Annotated in this window: 14 protein-coding genes and 2 tRNA genes; 12 read left to right on the top strand and 4 right to left on the bottom strand. The window is 53.9% G+C overall.

All coding sequences use genetic code 11. The features are described 5' to 3' along the window. Positions 1-17 precede the first annotated feature (17 nt). Positions 18-938 carry a transporter substrate-binding domain-containing protein gene (locus FAZ14_RS07005; RefSeq protein WP_153508280.1) on the bottom strand — a complete coding sequence of 307 codons (921 nt, stop codon included), beginning with the start codon at positions 936-938 and terminating at the stop codon, positions 18-20. Continuing rightward, positions 935-2,311 carry an LLM class flavin-dependent oxidoreductase gene (locus FAZ14_RS07000; RefSeq protein ID WP_153508279.1) on the bottom strand — a complete coding sequence of 459 codons (1,377 nt, stop codon included), beginning with the start codon at positions 2,309-2,311 and terminating at the stop codon, positions 935-937. The genes FAZ14_RS07005 and FAZ14_RS07000 overlap by 4 nt, the downstream gene beginning before the upstream one ends. Positions 2,312-2,775: 464 nt before the next feature. Here FAZ14_RS07000 and FAZ14_RS06995 point away from each other — a divergent pair, with 464 nt between their 5' ends. Continuing rightward, positions 2,776-3,768, top strand: a complete 993-nt coding sequence (locus tag FAZ14_RS06995) for an LLM class flavin-dependent oxidoreductase (RefSeq protein WP_153508278.1) — start codon at positions 2,776-2,778, stop codon at positions 3,766-3,768. Here the strand turns inward: FAZ14_RS06995 and FAZ14_RS06990 are convergent. Continuing rightward, the gene (locus FAZ14_RS06990) at positions 3,758-4,435 is read right to left on the bottom strand and encodes a hypothetical protein (protein WP_016940713.1); all 678 of its coding nucleotides are present in this window, start codon (positions 4,433-4,435) and stop codon (positions 3,758-3,760) included. The genes FAZ14_RS06995 and FAZ14_RS06990 overlap by 11 nt on opposite strands. 567 nt (positions 4,436-5,002) lie before the next feature. Here FAZ14_RS06990 and FAZ14_RS06985 point away from each other — a divergent pair. The 3 genes from FAZ14_RS06985 (at position 5,003) to FAZ14_RS06975 (ending at position 6,433) form a co-directional block, all read left to right on the top strand. Then, positions 5,003-5,078 (top strand) — tRNA-Gly (locus FAZ14_RS06985). A gap of 138 nt (positions 5,079-5,216) precedes the next feature. Next, positions 5,217-6,143, top strand: a complete 927-nt coding sequence (locus tag FAZ14_RS06980; RefSeq protein WP_153508277.1) for a D-2-hydroxyacid dehydrogenase — start codon at positions 5,217-5,219, stop codon at positions 6,141-6,143. 214 nt (positions 6,144-6,357) lie between these two features. Beyond that, a tRNA-Gly gene (locus tag FAZ14_RS06975) sits at positions 6,358-6,433 on the top strand. 279 nt (positions 6,434-6,712) lie between these two features. Here FAZ14_RS06975 and queG read toward each other — a convergent pair. Next, positions 6,713-7,852 (bottom strand): tRNA epoxyqueuosine(34) reductase QueG, encoded by a 1,140-nt coding sequence (gene queG / locus FAZ14_RS06970; protein WP_029456268.1) that lies wholly within the window; start codon positions 7,850-7,852, stop codon positions 6,713-6,715. A 173-nt stretch (positions 7,853-8,025) separates the two neighbouring features. Between queG and FAZ14_RS06965 the strand changes: the two genes are divergently transcribed. The 8 genes from FAZ14_RS06965 to hflX all read left to right on the top strand — a co-directional run bounded on the left by FAZ14_RS06965 (position 8,026) and on the right by hflX (position 17,438). Beyond that, positions 8,026-8,898 carry a hypothetical protein gene (locus tag FAZ14_RS06965; RefSeq protein ID WP_153508276.1) on the top strand — a complete coding sequence of 291 codons (873 nt, stop codon included), beginning with the start codon at positions 8,026-8,028 and terminating at the stop codon, positions 8,896-8,898. Between the two features lie 108 nt (positions 8,899-9,006). Continuing rightward, the gene (gene nnr, locus FAZ14_RS06960; RefSeq protein WP_038924962.1) at positions 9,007-10,548 is read left to right on the top strand and encodes a bifunctional ADP-dependent NAD(P)H-hydrate dehydratase/NAD(P)H-hydrate epimerase; all 1,542 of its coding nucleotides are present in this window, start codon (positions 9,007-9,009) and stop codon (positions 10,546-10,548) included. Continuing rightward, positions 10,545-11,027 (top strand): tRNA (adenosine(37)-N6)-threonylcarbamoyltransferase complex ATPase subunit type 1 TsaE, encoded by a 483-nt coding sequence (gene tsaE / locus FAZ14_RS06955; protein ID WP_153508275.1) that lies wholly within the window; start codon positions 10,545-10,547, stop codon positions 11,025-11,027. The genes nnr and tsaE overlap by 4 nt, the downstream gene beginning before the upstream one ends. Then, complete coding sequence (amiB, locus tag FAZ14_RS06950; RefSeq protein WP_153508274.1) at positions 11,024-12,709, top strand: N-acetylmuramoyl-L-alanine amidase AmiB; 1,686 nt, start codon at positions 11,024-11,026, stop codon at positions 12,707-12,709. Before tsaE ends, amiB begins: the two co-directional genes overlap by 4 nt. Positions 12,710-12,732: 23 nt before the next feature. After that, a complete protein-coding gene (gene mutL, locus FAZ14_RS06945) occupies positions 12,733-14,670 on the top strand; it encodes a DNA mismatch repair endonuclease MutL (RefSeq protein ID WP_153508273.1) in 1,938 nt (645 codons plus the stop codon). Continuing rightward, complete coding sequence (miaA, locus tag FAZ14_RS06940) at positions 14,663-15,604, top strand: tRNA (adenosine(37)-N6)-dimethylallyltransferase MiaA (RefSeq protein ID WP_016940705.1); 942 nt, start codon at positions 14,663-14,665, stop codon at positions 15,602-15,604. Before mutL ends, miaA begins: the two co-directional genes overlap by 8 nt. Before the next feature lie 143 nt (positions 15,605-15,747). After that, positions 15,748-16,047: an RNA chaperone Hfq gene (gene hfq / locus FAZ14_RS06935; RefSeq protein ID WP_012886271.1), complete on the top strand. Its 300-nt coding sequence runs from the start codon at positions 15,748-15,750 to the stop codon at positions 16,045-16,047. Between the two features lie 89 nt (positions 16,048-16,136). Next, positions 16,137-17,438, top strand: coding sequence for a ribosome rescue GTPase HflX (hflX, locus tag FAZ14_RS06930; RefSeq protein WP_016940704.1), 1,302 nt, complete (start codon positions 16,137-16,139; stop codon positions 17,436-17,438). Positions 17,439-17,456: the final 18 nt, after the last annotated feature.

The following is a 17,456-nucleotide window of genomic DNA, read 5'->3' as shown; positions in this document are numbered from 1 at the left end:
GGGGAGGACGAGTTGAGTTATTCGTCCAATCCGCGTGGATTGACGTCGGAGCGTGTGACTTTTTCGTCATTCTCACCCCAACGATCCAGCACCTGCGCGTATTGCCCGCCAGCGATGACGCCATTGAGCGCAGTGCTAATCGGTTGTGCCAGTCCGTTACCCTTGCGGGTGGTCACGGCAACCGGTGCCACGGTAGGGCCAATACCCACCATCTTTGTCTGTCCTGTCAGTGCCGCCTTATACGCCCCGATGGAGTGCGGGCCGAAAAAGACATCCACCCGGCCGGACTGGATGCTCAGGTTGGCCGCCGCGTCGTCGGTAACGTAAATCGGCTGTACCGGCGCTAAGCCCTGAGCACGATTCTGGCGATCCCAGCCCAGCAGGATGTTTTCCTGATTGGTGCCAGAACCGACGATCACCTTGAGTCCTGCGACATCTGCCGCTCCCCGAATTGCCTGAATACGGCTGGTGGATTTGACGTAAAAACCCAGCGTATCGACCCGATAAGTGGCGAAATCGAATTTCTCCTTACGTGCTTTGGTGACCGCGATATTGAGGATGGCGGCGTCATAGCGACCGGAAGCGATGCCTAGCGGCCAGTCTTCCCAGGCGGTCGGTACCAGCTTGAGCTTTAACCCCAGTGCGTCGGCAAGTAAACGGGCGATGTCCGGGTCGCTGCCGATGGGGGTTTTATTGTCATCCGCCAGCAGTGCCAGCGGGGGCGAGCTGTGACTGGCGATCGCCACGGTGAGTGTGCCGGGTTCGGCAAAGCTAAACCCGGCAGGGATTGCAGCGATCGCTTGTGGGTTAGCGGGTGCATGTACCGGTAATTGGTTGGCTTTCAGGTCGATCCGAACGACGCTCACTGATTCGGCATGCCCACCCGCGCTGAGCAGTAGTGTGGTCAGCAGCAGTGTGGCGTAGTCGCGTGCATTCATGGTGTCGTTTCCTCGGTGAGGTGACGAGCAGCGGTGTAACGGTTAGCAGGAAACGCCAGCGCCAGGCTTTCCCGCAGCGTGTAGCCGGGGTACTCCTGGCGGAATAAGCCGCGCTGTTGCAGCAATGGCACCACCTGATCGACAAATCGGGTGAAGTTGTCCGGTGTGGCACTCTGGATGATAAAACCGTCGGCGGCATACTGTTCGAACCATGACTGCAACCCATCTGCCACCTGTTGCGGCGTACCGCTGAATAGCGGGCGGGGCGTCGTGGCTTCCAACGCCACCTGACGCAGGGTTAATCCGCGTTCGCGGGCATTGCGTTTGATTTCGTCAGTGGTGCTGCGAAAACTGTTCTGGCCGAGCGTGCCGATATCCGGGAAAGGGGCATCCAACGGATGTTGAGAGAAGTCGTAGTGTTCAAAGTAACGGCCGAGGTAATTGAGCGCGTCTTCGATGGTGACCAGTGCGGCGGTGGTTTGATATTGGCGTTCCACATCTTCCGCGCTATCGCCCACCAGCACGCTAACACCCTGAAAGATGTGCAACTGGTTTTCGTGTCGCCCTTGTTCCACCAACTGTTGCTTGACGTCGCGGTAAAACGCCTGCGCCTCCTTCAGTGTGTGCTGGTGGGTGAAAATGGCATCGGCGTGACTGGCAGCCAGTTTCTTGCCGTCATCTGACGCACCGGCCTGGAAGATAATCGGACGACCCTGTGGTGTGCGTCCGATATTCAGTGGCCCGGCGACCGAGAAAAATTCGCCCTGATGGTTCAGCGTATGCAGTTTTTCCGGGTCGAAGAAGCGGCCGCTGGCTTTGTCGCGGATAAACGCATCGTCTTCCCAGGAATCCCATAACCCTTTCACCACCTGCAAAAATTCATCGGCAATGCGGTAGCGCAGGGCGTGTTCCGGGTGTGAGGCGCGGGAAAAATTCTTCGCTGACCCTTCCAGTGGCGAAGTCACGACGTTCCAGCCCGCACGGCCGTTGCTCAGGTGATCGAGGCTGGCGAACTGCCGAGCGGTGGTAAACGGCTCGCTGTAAGAGGTGGACAACGTACCGACTAAACCGATGTGACGGGTGGAGGCAGCCAGCGCTGAGAGCAGTGTCAGCGGTTCAAAGCGGTTAAGAAAGTGAGGGATAGATTTTTCGTTGATATATAAACCATCCGCCACAAAAGCGAAGTCGAATTTCCCTAGCTCGGCTTTTTTCACCGTGTCCAGCACGAAACCAAAATTGATGCTGGCATCCGGTACCACGTTGTTGTGTCGCCAGGCTGACATATTGCCGGCTGCGCCTTGCAATATGACCCCCAGTCTCAACTGACGTTGTGCAGGGCTTGAAGGGTGTTCAGAAGTCGTTTTTTTACTCATTGGCATGCTCCCTACGGTAAATGTTGGTTAAAAGCCCCCCGCTTCCTGGCTGGGATGAAACACAGGAAAACGCGTTATGAAGGGGGAATAGAGGGTCAGGAACGTCTGGAAAATACTATTGATGAGAGGATTCGGGATGTAAAACAACAAAATTGACTATGCCAAAGCAAAAAAATATCTCAGGGGGTTTTGTGATTTATTTATTCAGGAAATGAAATAAGTGCCACGGAAAAATAAGCATGCCTTTCGAAGAGTTCCATGGTGAAAAAGTAGCCATGTGGAAATAGTACCCCTGTAAAAATAGCATGCCTGTAAAAATAGATAGTTCATTACGCTGATTATTGTGATTCTCATTTACTGATAGTGAGAATTTGTACTATTTAAACGCTGTTTTGTTATTTATGAATTTTTTCTGGCTATGAAAATATGCAGAAAATTCAGGCCAGATCAGAAAAAGGAAATACATGAGCTATCGTATTGGTTTATTAGATCAAAGTCCGATTGCACAAGGGATGACCGCTGCTGACGCATTGGCACAGACGACAGCGTTGGCCAGCCTCGCCGATACATTGGGGTACTCTCGCTTCTGGGTATCAGAACACCACAATTCTGATTCGCTGGCAGGCTCATCGCCGGAAGTGCTGATTGCCTGGTTGCTGGCGCATACTCGCCACATCCGCATTGGTTCTGGCGGGGTGATGTTACAGCATTACAGCCCTTATAAAGTGGCAGAGAATTTCCATGTGCTGTCATCGCTGGCACCAGAGCGCGTTGACCTGGGCGTTGGTAAGGCACCGGGCGGATTCCCGCTTGCTACTCGTGCGCTGCAACAGGAGATTGACCCGGCCCGCCAGGTGACATTTGACGATAAACTGCGGCAACTGCATACATTGCTGGAGCCAGCGTCGGCACAATCGAACGCCGGGTTGTTCGCCACACCGCTGCCACCGGCGTCGCCATCACGTTTTTTGCTGGGAGCCAGTCCGGCAAGTGCGCGTCTGGCGGCCTCGCTGGGCTGGAATTTTGTCTTTGCCGGGTTCATTCAGCCTAGTGAAAGCCTGCTGACGGAGGCGTTCCTCACCTGGCGCGAGTACCAGCCCGAACATGCACAGGCACTGTTATCGCTGTCGGTTATCGTAGCGGAAAGTCATGATGAGGCGAAAATGCTGGCGGGCGAGCGGTATAACTACAAGGTCTATATTGACGACCGTGCACCGCTCAACGTGCTGACTCAGGAGCAGGCTGACCTGCTGGTGCAACAGGCTGGCAGTACACAGTTCCGTATCGAAAAACAGGCGCAGAACATTTTGTATGGTACCTCGCAGGAGGTCCATCGCCAGTTGCAGCATTACCATCAGCGTTTCGGTGTCAGCGAGTTCATTATCCATACGCCAGTTAACGACCCGGCTGCACGTCTGACGTCGATACGTGCGCTGGCTACCGGGATCAAGGGATAGGGTTCTCTGTGGGGGAGAAGATTTCGCGTCTGGCTGCGCCCTGCCTGATGGCAAGCAACATTTCCAATAGGCTGGGGTAATCAAACAAGGCTGAAAAATCCAACGGGTGTGCTCTGTCGCCACTGGGTAGAATGTGACATTGCAATTGCCGTTCGTAGTGGCGCGGATATTGGGCTTTTTCAATCGCGGGCAATGAACGGTAATTTTTCAATACAGCGGTGAAAAACTGTATTTGCCAGTGTGGGTGGCAATAGTTGAGGCAGGCCTGCGTGACGATGTGCTGACGCCAGGCTTGATCCTGCGTGTAGGCTTCGCTCCAGGCCGCCCGGCGTTCATTCAACGTAAACTCGCCGCTGTCATCGTAGATAATCAACGATAATTGATGGTAAGTCAGCCCGCTGAACGGGTTGGCTCCTGTACCATTGACAAAGGCACTAGCCTGACGGGCACGAGCCAGACGTTCACGAATATCGCCTGCCGGTAACGTTGGTCGGTCTTGCTGTGCCCGCTCATTGTCTTCGATGCCGGTGAGTTGATCGAGCAGTGCACGGGCTTTTTGATGTAACTGCTGTCGGCTCATGGTGGCTTCCCGGATACAGGAACGCTCGGCAGCGTCATGTAATTGCCGTTCGAGCAAAGAAGATAAAAATATATTAATATCTGGCATAAGCGTTCTCTCCAGAAATGAGCCAGCAACCTGCTTTTTAAAACGGCTTTTTAAAAGCCTGAGTAAAAAGAATGAAAATGAAATAGTGGTTGTGGTGTTGTCGAGTAATATACCCGCCAGATATCCGGCTCCCGTTGCCCGGTACAAACACATTGCACCTGGTTTTGCAGACTGAATATTGGGGTATAACGCTATTTGAAACTGGCATTATTATTTTTAGTGTGATGTGCCAGCCGTGGACGTTTTTATTCCGTGTCGGCTTAATTTGCCAGAATGAGAGAGCACACTCAATCAGATTTTATATCTAAAGCTACCAATTTATTTCATTAACGTAATATATGCGCGTTGTTCATCGTTCCCTGTTGGTTTGAGCGTCTGTCTGATGGCATAATGTGCAGCTGGCGATATTATAAGCAAACAAAGCAGGGGGGTGAAAAAAGGCTTGCCAGCGCGTGATAACCGGTCCATAATCAGCGCCATTCCAAACGCCTTAAAGTGTTAAAGCCTTTATAATCAGTAGATTACAAAGAATTAGGTGCTTCAAGGCGCTTTGAATAATCCTCCTACGCGGGAATAGCTCAGTTGGTAGAGCACGACCTTGCCAAGGTCGGGGTCGCGAGTTCGAGTCTCGTTTCCCGCTCCAAAATTTCTTTTCTATCTCAATCAGTACACTGTTTTCTCAATATTCCAGTTTTGCCCCATCGACCCATAAGTCACTGCTATATGGCGCGATTACGATTTCCTATATCATCGACATCATGATTGTTCACTGGTGACAACGATGACATCCATTTTGCTGTTGGATTCCCGCGCAGATGAGCTGCGAGACGTTCTGTATGGTAGCGCGTCTGAACTGACGCTGGTTATCGGTTCCGGCGAGCCAGCTCAGGCTGCGGCGTGCGATATTTGGGTCGGCGAGCCGGATAAAGCTGCCCGCCTGCTGTCACAGGGCGTGAAACCTCGCTGGCTGCAATCAACCTGGGCGGGCTATAAGCCGTTGCTGGCCGCGGGGTTACCGCGTGATTATCGGTTAAGCCGAGCTGTCGGCGTGTTTGGTCAGCCGATCGCCGAATATGTCATCGCGTATCTGCTACAGCATGAGCTGCATTTGTCGCAACGCTATCAGAGCCAGCGCGACGGCGAATGGAAGAAGATTTTGCCGGGGTCACTATTCGGACGGCGGGTGCTGATTGTTGGCGCGGGGGATATCGGTCGGGAAGTCGCGACTTTTCTGCAACCCTTTGGTGTGGTGTTGCAGGGTATTGCGCATTCACCACGCGAGATGCCGATGTTTGAACGCGTGGACTCGCTGTCCTCGCTTGAACAGGCGGTGAGTTTAGCCGATTACGTCATCAATATCCTGCCGGATACACCCGCGACGACTGATATCTACCATTCCGGGGTGTTTGCCTCGATGAAGTCTTCCGCATTATTCATCAATATAGGGCGTGGCACCGCGGTAGTGGATGCGGATTTGTGTGCGGCGCTGCGTCAACAACGCATTGCCGGAGCCGTGTTGGATGTCTTCAGGCAGGAACCATTGCCACAGACACACCCGTTTTGGCAGACGCCGAATCTCACGGTCACCACGCATGTTGCGGGTCCACTGGTGCCTGCCCGGTTGGGGCAGTTGTTTTTAGCTAACCTGCAGCGTTTTCGGCAGGGGGCGTCGATGGCGGGTGAAGTGGATTTCTCGCAGCCTTACTGACGATAACCTATTGGTTTCAAAGGGGAGTAATAAAATTATTTCTTCCCCTCTTGTCAGATGCGGCGGATTGGTTCATAATGCTGCCCTCTTTGCGATACAGCTTTTAAAACGCAATTAAATCAATAAGTTAATTGTGATGTCATAAAGCAGTACGAAATATGTCTACGCTGGTTTGCGTTTATCGAAAAAACGTCAATACTTAAGCGTCGCGTGTGCGGGAATAGCTCAGTTGGTAGAGCACGACCTTGCCAAGGTCGGGGTCGCGAGTTCGAGTCTCGTTTCCCGCTCCAGTTTTTGTTCCTCAGTTTCTTCTTGTTTATATCGTTTTCTGCATACATTCATACTTTTCTGAACAGACTTATCCACAGTCTGGAAATGGTTTATGCGCGTCCCGAGAAAAGCATCATAGAAAAGAGATTATTTCAATTCATTGAAATAAAAAGAAAAAATTATGATAAAAAACGCTATCCAGATCACTTGTACTTTTTGTGATGCTTGATTGACAACGCTTTTTTAAAATTATCCACAGGCGAAAGGTTCAGTATCATCAACCATTACAACGAGAAATATCACGCATCGCGTGGCAATCCTTTCTCTATCGCACGAACGAGCCGCCTCTTTTGTGGCATCTGAACGTCAAGGGCGTGTTGCTCACGCCGAATCAGCTGTTGGTTGATGGCCCAGTGAATGTGTTCATCCAACAAGGCACTTTCTCCCAGTCGGTTTTGCAGCGCCAGCACAATGTTATCTTCATAAGGCGCGTTGCCCAGTGCGACAGCGATATTGCGTAGCCAACGTTCATGACCGATGCGTCGAATGGCTGAGCCTTCAGTCACTCGCAGGAAGCGAGCCTCATCCCAGCCAAACAATTCCAGTAACTCCGGTGCGTGCAACGCGGCGCGTGGGCTGAAATCGGGTTCATCGGTAAGCTGCGAGAAGCGGTTCCAGGGGCAAATCAACTGACAATCGTCACAACCATAGATCCGATTTCCCATTAAAGGTCGCAAGTCTTCAGGAATAGCACCTTCCAGTTCAATCGTCAGGTAGGAAATGCAGCGCCGGGCATCAACGGTATAAGGCTCGACAATCGCACCCGTCGGGCATGTCGTCATGCACGCGACGCATTTGCCACATTGTTCTTCAATCGGCTGATCTACCGGTAAAGGCAGGTCAATCAGCAACTCCCCCAGAAAGAACCACGAGCCTGCTTCCCGGTTCAATATCAGTGAGTGCTTGCCAACCCAACCAAGCCCGGCTTTAGCAGCCAGCGGTCGTTCCATGATAGGTGCTGAATCGACAAAGGGACGAAACTGTAATTCGCCGCAGTGTGCCTGAATCTGATCGCCCAGCTTTTTTAGCCGTTGACGCAATAACTTATGATAATCACGCCCCAGCGCGTAACGGCTGACATATCCAAGGTGTGGATTTTTCAATGTGCTGGCAAACGCGGCTTTGGCTGGCAGGTAATTCATACGCACGCTGATAACACGTAACGTACCGGGCAGCAGCTCATGTGGACGGGCTCGCATCATGCCATGACGCGCCATCCATTCCATTTCGCCGTGATATTGCTTATCGAGCCACGCCTGAAGTTGGGGTTCTTCATCAGACAAATCGGTATCGCAAATCCCTACATGCTGGAAACCCAACTCCTGCCCCCAGAGTTTAATGCGCTGTGCGAGTTCGTCGAGGTCGTAGGGGTATGTCATGCGTAACCATTGGGGAAAAAACCGGGAAGCCATTTTATCACATTCTCCTCACGCCGTTGGTAGTGAGCAGAGACTCCATTGTAATAAATGGAAATATTTATTAATACTTTTGCATGATGTGTCGATAACCTGAACAAACTAGCCATTATTCTTATGACTCTGGGAGGAACGACGTGGAGACATTAACGCTTTCGGCTTACCGGCTGGTGAATCAGAATTTGAATGTGCGTATTAATCCTGCTCAACCACAGGAAGCGACCTTGCAGTATGCGGCACCCACGGAAAACGCGTCTGTTGAATACGTTTACATCAGCGATGAGGGACGGCAACTGGCACAGGGCGATGTTGTTGACTCACCCGCGCGGTACTATTTTTCTTCTCAGATTGAGAATGGATTGTCCGCGGCGCTGGCTGATCAGCCGGAGCAGGTTTCGCAGGCGATATATCGTTTGATTGACGACAAGATAGTGAATGGGGCTGAGTCGAACGACGAGCAACGACAACTGGCGCTGGAACTGGGTTTGTCGCAGGCCAGCTACTTTGCCGAGCAGTATTTAAGCGGCGATAAGAAGGCCACATTCATGGAAAGTATCAATCTGCTGGCCTCCGTGGTGAAAACACGCCAGGTGGGTGACGATGGTTCAGTTTCTTACCTTACCCTGCCTGAGCGGGTTCCCGGTACGAATGAATATAAGGTGGATGTTTCCGCGCTCATGAAGGAAAAAGATCCTGACCGTTATCAGGCTTATATGAGTGCACTGGAAAGTGGGGGCGACTGGTCCACGCCGTACCTCGATTTCGTCAAGCAATTCCCCCAGCACCCTGACTGGATCAGTGAATATCAGACCAACGCGGACCGCGTGTTCCAATCGATTGCCGGCGAGCCGGTAACGACACGTTTTGCTCAGGCGGATATGTCTTCGTCAGTCGCCTGGATAAATGATGTCCGTGAAACGTTACGGATGAGCAGTGACGAACACACCGTGCAGACGCATATTCAGGCATTAAAGCAGTTTGTCGATGTGCTGGAAGGGGCGTCGCGCTGAATGAAATTGAGGCCGGTTGTTATCGTTTTCGGTCTTCCTGCATATGGCGCTTCCCGGCAGACCTTGCTAAGTTGAGGCCCACAATTCTGCTACCGACGGAGGGATGACATGCATCAGAACCAACGCGTGTATCAGCCCGGCGGATCATTACCCGACCTGCCTCATACTGTTTTTTTACCTGACTGGGTGCGCCGCGAGGAGTCGCATGCGGCGCAGTCAGTCGGCGTTTCATTGTATACACTCATGCAACGTGCCGGGGCGGCGGCTTTTCACCTCGCCCGACAACATTATCCTGCCGCCCGGCACTGGTTGATTCTGTGCGGGCATGGCAACAATGGTGGCGACGCCTATGTGGTGGCCACGCTGGCACGTGCTGCAGGCATAACGGTAACGGTAGTGGCGGTAAGCGGTGATCGGCCTCTACCATCTGAGGCACATCTGGCGTGTCAGGCGTGGCATGAGGCCGGTGGCAGCGAACAGCATAGCGAGGTACCGTGGCCTGATGATGTGGATTTGATTGTCGATGGTCTGTTGGGAACCGGTCTGGCGTCAGCTCCCCGTGCGCCCTATGACGGCTTGATTGTTCAGGCTAATCGCCATCCGGCACCGATTATCGCGCTGGATATTCCTTCCGGGTTGAACGCACACACCGGCGCTTATGCTGGTGCGGTGATTCATGCCGCGCATACGGTAACCTTTATCGCGCTGAAACCCGGCTTACTAACCGGTCAGGCGAGAGATGTCGTCGGGCAACTTCATCACCATGATTTGGGGCTAGGCGACTGGCTGGCTGAACAGACAGCGCCAGTGAGGCGCTTGACGGCAGACTCGCTCACGCAATGGCTAAAGCCGCGGCGTCCGGGCGCGCACAAAGGGGATCATGGCCGCTTATTGATTATCGGCGGCGATGAAGGTACCGGTGGTGCGGTTTTTATGGCCGGAGAAGCTGCGCTACGCAGTGGTGCAGGCCTGGTGCGAGTACTTACTCACAAAAACTATCTGGCTGCTTTGCTGGTGGCCCGTCCGGAATTGATGGTGCAGGAACTGACGACAGATTCGGTCAAGGCCGGCATTGAGTGGGCGGATGTGGTGGTTATCGGACCAGGGTTAGGGCAGCGAGAGTGGGGAAAAAACGCACTGCGAATCGTGGAAAATTGTAACAAATCCATGTTATGGGATGCTGATGCACTCAACCTGCTGGCAATCAGTCCGCATAAACGTCAGAATCGCGTTTTGACGCCTCACCCCGGCGAGGCGGCCCGTCTGTTGAACTGCCGGATTGCCGATATCGAAAGTGACCGCTTACTTGCCGCACAACGTTTAGTGAAACGTTATGGCGGCGTGGTGGTGCTGAAAGGTGCGGGTACGGTGCTGGCCAGTGAGCAGGGCGATGTCGCGATCGCTGATGTCGGGAATCCTGGCATGGCGACCGGTGGCATGGGCGATGTGCTGGCGGGGATGATTGGGGCGATGCTGGCGCAAGGGCTGTCGTTGTACGACGCAACTTGTGCGGGCTGTGTGGCCCACGGTGCGGCAGCAGACTGGCTGGCGCAGCGTCAGGGCACACGCGGGATGTTGGCAACCGATTTGATGGCGGTATTGCCGCAGTATGTAAATCCTGAGCGGATATCCTTAGAAAACACAGAATGAAGACGCTTTTGTTACCTTTGCCGGATGAGGCAGCCACGATTGCGCTGGGGGCGGCGTTAGCCAAAGCCTGCGAGCGCGCTACCATTATTTATCTACTGGGTGACCTGGGGGTAGGAAAAACCACACTGAGTCGTGGGTTCCTGCAGGCGCTGGGTCATCAGGGCAATGTGAAAAGCCCGACCTATACGCTGGTGGAGCCTTATGCGCTGTTGCCGCGCCCGGTATATCACTTCGACCTTTATCGACTGGCCGACCCGGAAGAACTGGAGTTCATGGGTATCCGTGATTATTTGTCGCAGGACGCACTCTGTCTGATTGAGTGGCCACAGCAAGGCGCGGGTATTCTGCCGCAGGCGGATATTGAGTTGCTGCTGGACTATCAGGGTGAGGGGCGTCAGGCGAAGATCAACGCGGGAACTCCCGAGGGTGAGCGAATTGTGGCGATACTGGCTGCGCAGTCGGAGCAGGAAACGCCATGACGGTGCGGTTGATGAAGGCCCTGTCAGGGCTATTGCTGATGCTATCCTGGCCGCTGTGGGCAAGCAACCTGACTGATATTCGGGTAAATAATGCCGCCAGCGAGGCAGTCGTGACCCTGAGTTTCAGTGGTCAGCCGGTATACGAGTATTTCTCGCTGGATAACCCGAACCGGGTGGTTATCGATATTAGTCAGTCAGGGGTGATGAAAGGGTTGCCGCTGACATTTAACGGCCAAAATCTGATCGCGCGTATTCGTTCCAGTAATGCCAAAGACCCGAAAAGTCTGCGTCTGGTGCTGGACCTGACCCAGAAGGTACAGATTAAGGCGGCGAAGGAGGGCAATGGTGCTGTCTTTACGCTGACTGGCGAACGTAAAACGGTGGCCCGCAAGACGGTAACGCCGTCGGCGCAACCCTCAACGCCAGTTGTTGGACGCAACCCGCTGATGTCCCCGTCCCCGTCGGTTGCGGCCACCCCGACTCGCGTATCGGGAAGGGTAGGAAATGGCGAGAAAATTATTGTCGCGATTGACGCAGGCCACGGTGGTCAGGACCCTGGTGCGACCGGGCCGGGCGGATTGCATGAGAAAAACGTCACTATCTCGATAGCCCGTAAGTTACGCGCCATTATGAGTGCTGACCCGGAGTTCAAACCGGTGTTAACCCGCGATGGCGACTACTTTATTTCGGTCATGGGACGCTCTGACGTGGCGCGTAAGCAAGGAGCTAACCTGCTGGTGTCTATTCACGCGGATGCCGCGCCCAACCGTGGCGCGACCGGTGCATCCGTTTGGGTGTTGTCTAACCGGCGCGCCAACAGTGAAATGGCGAACTGGCTGGAACAGCATGAAAAGCAGTCTGAGTTATTAGGCGGTGCGGGTGATTTGCTGGCTAACAGCGCTGCGGACCCTTACCTGAGCCAGGCGGTGCTGGATTTGCAGTTCGGGCATTCCCAGCGGGTGGGTTACGATGTGGCGGTAAAAGTACTGCATGAATTGCAGCGGGTCGGTCACTTGCATAAGCGTCGACCGGAGCATGCCAGTCTGGGTGTCCTGCGTTCACCGGATATTCCATCATTACTGGTGGAAACGGGGTTTATTTCTAATCCGAGCGAGGAACGGCTGCTAGGCAGCAACGAGTATCAGGAAAAAATCGCTAACGCTATCTACCTTGGGTTGCGTAGCTATTTCCAGACTCATCCGTTACAAAACGTCCCAAAGCAGGAAAACCGTCCGCTCGCCCCGCAGACGCAGACGGTGAAAAAAACACAAGCCGCTGAGCCTGTTCAGACAGCGAGCGGGGCAACGGTACGCCATACGGTGGCGACGGGAGAAACCTTATCGGGGATCGCCGCACATTATGGCGTTAGTATGGACGCTATTCGGGACATCAACCGCCTGAAAAAAGACGTAGTCTGGGTAGGGCAACGGCTGAAGATACCGTCCAGCGCCTCATCGGCGACCAGAACCGCGTCTGCGGCGACGAGCAAGCCTGTTGTGGCTTCATCTGCGCCACGTGTGAAGAAAACCGCAACCGTGATAAAGCACAAGGTGGTGCGGGGCGATACGCTGAGTGATATCGCGGCACACTATGGCGTCAGTATGAAAGCTATTCAGCAGGCGAACAACATGTCTTCCGGAACGGTGCAGTTGGGGCAAACGCTGATCATCCCCTCTGCCTGATTCAGGGGAAACGAGGAGAATCCATGTCGATTCAGGTACTGCCCCCCCAGTTGGCGAACCAGATCGCCGCTGGCGAGGTAGTGGAGCGACCCGCTTCTGTCGTCAAAGAACTGGTGGAAAACAGTCTGGATGCCGGTGCGACGCGAATCGATATCGACATCGAACGCGGTGGCGCGAAGCTGATTCGTATTCGGGATAACGGCTGCGGTATCAGTAAGGCGGATCTGGCGCTGGCGTTAGCGCGTCATGCCACCAGTAAGATCGCTACGCTTGATGATTTAGAGGCGATTGTCAGCCTGGGATTTCGCGGTGAAGCACTGGCCAGTATCAGTTCGGTTTCACGCCTGACGCTGACTTCCCGCACCGACGCGCAGACAGAAGCGTGGCAAGCCTACGCCGAGGGACGCGAGATGGCGGTGACCCTCAAGCCAGCGGCGCACCCGGTGGGGACGACGCTGGAAGTGCTGGACTTGTTCTACAATACCCCGGCCAGGCGTAAGTTTCTGCGTACCGAAAAGACTGAGTTCATGCACATCGATGAGGTCGTGCGGCGCATTGCGCTGGCGCGCTTCGATGTGGCAATAACGTTGCACCATAATGGTAAGTTGATTCGGCAATATCGCGCTGTATCGGAGTCGGCACAGCGTGAACGGCGGCTGGGGAGTATTTGTGGCGCGGCATTTCTACAGCATGCGTTAGCGGTTTCCTGGCAGCATGGCGATCTGAATATTCATGGCTGGGTGGCCGATCCGGCTGGCTCACGCCAGTTACCTGAAATGCAGTACTGCTACGTTAATCAGCGCATGATGCGCGATCGTTTGATTAATCATGCGATTCGTCAGGCGTATCAGGATCAGTTACGTGATGAACAGCAACCGGCTTACGTCCTGTATCTGGAGGTCGACCCCCATCAGGTGGATGTGAATGTGCATCCGGCGAAGCATGAAGTACGCTTTCATCAGGCCCGGTTGGTTCATGACTTTATCTATCAGGCGGTGATGACCGTATTGCAGCAGGCAGCGTCACCGGGCCTGAACGGGGTGGGTGATACGCAGACGGCGTCAACGATGTGGCAGCCGGAAAACCGTACTGCCGCCGGGGAAAACCATTTTGCCCGACCGGTAGCGCCGACACTGACGTCGGAGCCACGCTCCTCTGCCTTTACCGCTCGTGAATCCGGTGAGGAGGGGCGTCAGGCGCGTGAGCCGCAGCCAGCCCGTCCCCAGACGGTGGGTTATGACAAGAAACAGGGCGAGCTGTACCAGCGCTTGTTGCATAACGAATCGTCACGCCCGCAGACGGTTGCTCGCGAGGTACCGCCAGCGCGGGAGCCAGTGGCGATGCCGCGTGAGGTGGCGCAGAAAACGGCGGTGGCCGATGACCTGCCGCTGGCGAGCCATTCGCTGGGGTTAGGACGTGTGTTGACTGTCTATCCTCCCGCTTATGCATTGGTGGAGTACCGTCAGGGGCTGGCGCTCTTGTCGTTAGTTGTCGCGGAGCGTTATCTGCGTCAGGCCCAATTGACACCGCCGGATAATGGCGAGGGATTGCGCCCGCAGCCACTATTAATTCCGCAGCGACTGACGCTAAATGCATCCGAACTGGCGGTTGTCCAGCAGCAACAGCCGTTGCTGGCCCTGATGGGCATAGAGGTTGAAGTATCGCCGCCGCGCGCTACGCTTCGGGCGGTACCTTTACCATTGAGACAACAAAATTTACAAAACTTGATTTCTGACCTGCTAGGCTATCTCGCTGATTCTCATGACGTGACGCCTGATGCAGTAGCGGCGTGGATGGCAGGGCAGCTCAGCAGCGAGCGTGAAAGCTGGACGTTGCCACAGGCCGTACAGTTGCTGTCCGATGTCGAGCGTTTGTGCCCTGTGCAAGTGAAAACGCCGCCGTCAGAATTGTTATATGTGATGGATATTGAATCTGCCATCAAGGCGTTGAAGCATGAATGAGTTTGATACGACGCAATACCCGCCAGCCATTTTTATTATGGGGCCGACGGCTTCCGGGAAAACCGCGCTGGCGATGGCTCTGCGCGAGCACCTTCCCGTTGAGTTGATTAGCGTGGATTCGGCGCTGATTTATCGTGGTATGGATATCGGCACAGCAAAGCCCAGCCAGGAAGAGCTGGCGCGGGCTCCACACCGTTTGCTGGATATCCTGGATCCGGCGCAGGCCTATTCAGCCGCCGATTTTCGACGTGATGCGTTGCAAGCGATGGCGGAGGTAACCGCCGCCGGGCGTATTCCGTTGCTGGTAGGCGGCACCATGCTGTATTTCAAAGCGCTGCTGGAAGGATTGTCGCCGTTACCATCGGCAGATGCCAGCATACGCCAACAGATTGAAGAACGTGCGCGTACCGAGGGGTGGGAAGCGTTACATCGTCAGCTCAGTGCCATCGATCCGGTGGCGGCGGCTCGGATTCATCCAAATGATCCGCAGAGACTGTCTCGGGCACTGGAAGTTTTTTTCGTTTCAGGTAACACTTTAACTGAGTTGACAAAGACATCCGGTGAAGCGTTGCCCTATCGTGTTCATCAGTTTGCGATTGCTCCGGCGACACGTGAGTTGTTGCATGAACGGATAGCGTTACGTTTTCGGCAGATGTTGGAATCAGGTTTTGAAACAGAGGCCCGGGCATTGTTTGCCCGACCAGACTTGAACCCTGCATTGCCGTCAATTCGTTGTGTCGGATACCGCCAGATGTGGTCATATTTGTCGGGCGAGATCGATTACGATGAGATGGTGTATCGTGGCATCTGCGCTACCCGGCAACTGGCAAAACGCCAGATGACCTGGTTGCGTGGTTGGGAAGGGGTGCGCTGGCTTGACAGCGATCAGCCCGGAGAAGCGTTACGCACGGTGATTCAGGTTGTTAGTGCATAGGTTAGACGATTGTGTACATTAGACGATTGTGTACAATTGCCTGTGTCTACAATTGACTGATTCTCGGCATAAATTTTTATAACGTTATTTTAGGGCCGCAGGGTTCTTTGTTACAAACAACAAGCAAATAAGGAAAATATAGAATGGCTAAGGGGCAATCTTTGCAAGATCCGTTCTTGAACGCTTTGCGTCGTGAACGTGTTCCTGTTTCAATTTATTTGGTTAACGGCATCAAACTGCAAGGCCAGATTGAGTCTTTCGATCAGTTTGTGATTCTGCTGAAAAACACGGTCAGTCAGATGGTGTACAAACACGCCATTTCAACGGTAGTTCCTTCTCGCCCGGTATCGCATCACAGTAATAATCCTGGCTCAAATAACTACCATGCCAACAATCAGGCGGCGCAGCAGCAGCCGCAACAGGAAAGTGATGACGCTGAATAACGCGTCCTTACCAGTTTACCACGGCGGGAAAAGTGCTGATTTCAGCGGCTTTCACTGCCGTGGTTGCCTTTTTCTGAGAGGGTGTCCGGTTGTTTGACCGTTATGAAGCCGGTGAACAGGCCATACTAGTTCATATTTATTTTTCGCAAGAGAAAGATACTGAGGACCTGCTGGAGTTCGAGTCTCTGGTGTCTTCAGCCGGAATAGACGCATTGCAGGTGATTACCGGCAGCCGTAAAGCGCCGCACTCCAAATATTTTGTCGGCGAAGGCAAGGCGGAGGAAATCGCGCAGGCGGTTAAAGCGACCGGTGCCTTTGTCGTGTTGTTTAATCATGCATTGACGCCAGCGCAAGAGCGTAATCTTGAACGGCTGTGCGAGTGCCGGGTGATTGACCGCACTGGGTTGATTCTGGATATCTTTGCCCAACGCGCCCGTACCCATGAAGGGAAATTACAGGTTGAGCTGGCGCAATTACGCCATCTGGCGACGCGTCTGGTTCGTGGCTGGACGCACCTTGAGCGCCAGAAAGGCGGTATCGGTCTGCGTGGGCCGGGTGAAACCCAGTTGGAAACCGACCGTCGTTTGTTACGCAACCGCATCAGTCAGATTTTGTCTCGTCTTGAGCGGGTGGAAAAACAGCGCGAGCAGGGACGGCGGGCACGTACGCGTGCTGAAGTGCCGACCGTTTCGTTGGTGGGATACACCAACGCAGGTAAATCAACCCTGTTCAATCGTATGACTGCTGCAGATGTCTATGCTGCAGACCAGTTGTTTGCCACACTGGATCCGACATTGCGCCGTATTGAGGTCGATGATGTCGGTGATACTGTGCTGGCAGATACGGTCGGGTTTATCCGTGATTTGCCGCACGACCTGGTGGCGGCATTCAAGGCGACATTGCAGGAAACCCGGGAAGCCACCTTATTACTGCACGTGGTCGATGCCTCCGATGCCCGTGTCGATGAAAATATCGATGCCGTCAACGAGGTGTTAGCTGAGATAGAAGCGGATGATATTCCTTTTTTACTGGTCATGAACAAAATTGACCGGCTGGAGAATATTGCACCGCGTATCGACCGTGATGAGGAAAACCGCCCAATCAGGGTATGGCTTTCTGCTCAAACCGGGGAAGGAATCCCATTATTATTTCAGGCGTTGACCGAACGATTGTCCGGGGAGATTGCGCATTATTCGTTGCATCTTCCGGCGGAGGCCGGTCGCCTGAGAAGTCGTTTTTATCAGCTTCAGGCAATAGAAAAAGAGTGGATTGAGGAAGACGGCAGCGTAGGGTTGGTGGTCAGAATGCCCATTATCGACTGGCGGCGCCTGTGTAAACAGGAGCAGAAATTGCAGGATTATATTGTCTCATCGACACAGACAGTCTCGTAACTCTGGGACATTGACCCC

This window comes from Dickeya oryzae (genome assembly GCF_009372235.1).
Taxonomy (GTDB): domain Bacteria; phylum Pseudomonadota; class Gammaproteobacteria; order Enterobacterales; family Enterobacteriaceae; genus Dickeya; species Dickeya oryzae.
The sequence above is the reverse complement of the archived record's forward strand: the minus strand, read 5'-3'. Positions and strand labels throughout refer to the sequence as shown.

Coding starts and splice junctions, on each gene's coding strand:
- FAZ14_RS07005 (WP_153508280.1), bottom strand. CDS start 938: ATGAATGCACGCGACTACGCCACACTGCTGCTGACCACACTACTGCTC.
- FAZ14_RS07000 (WP_153508279.1), bottom strand. CDS start 2,311: ATGAGTAAAAAAACGACTTCTGAACACCCTTCAAGCCCTGCACAACGT.
- FAZ14_RS06995 (WP_153508278.1), top strand. CDS start 2,776: ATGAGCTATCGTATTGGTTTATTAGATCAAAGTCCGATTGCACAAGGG.
- FAZ14_RS06990 (WP_016940713.1), bottom strand. CDS start 4,435: ATGCCAGATATTAATATATTTTTATCTTCTTTGCTCGAACGGCAATTA.
- FAZ14_RS06980 (WP_153508277.1), top strand. CDS start 5,217: ATGACATCCATTTTGCTGTTGGATTCCCGCGCAGATGAGCTGCGAGAC.
- queG (WP_029456268.1), bottom strand. CDS start 7,852: ATGACATACCCCTACGACCTCGACGAACTCGCACAGCGCATTAAACTC.
- nnr (WP_038924962.1), top strand. CDS start 9,007: ATGCATCAGAACCAACGCGTGTATCAGCCCGGCGGATCATTACCCGAC.
- tsaE (WP_153508275.1), top strand. CDS start 10,545: ATGAAGACGCTTTTGTTACCTTTGCCGGATGAGGCAGCCACGATTGCG.
- amiB (WP_153508274.1), top strand. CDS start 11,024: ATGACGGTGCGGTTGATGAAGGCCCTGTCAGGGCTATTGCTGATGCTA.
- mutL (WP_153508273.1), top strand. CDS start 12,733: ATGTCGATTCAGGTACTGCCCCCCCAGTTGGCGAACCAGATCGCCGCT.
- miaA (WP_016940705.1), top strand. CDS start 14,663: ATGAATGAGTTTGATACGACGCAATACCCGCCAGCCATTTTTATTATG.
- hfq (WP_012886271.1), top strand. CDS start 15,748: ATGGCTAAGGGGCAATCTTTGCAAGATCCGTTCTTGAACGCTTTGCGT.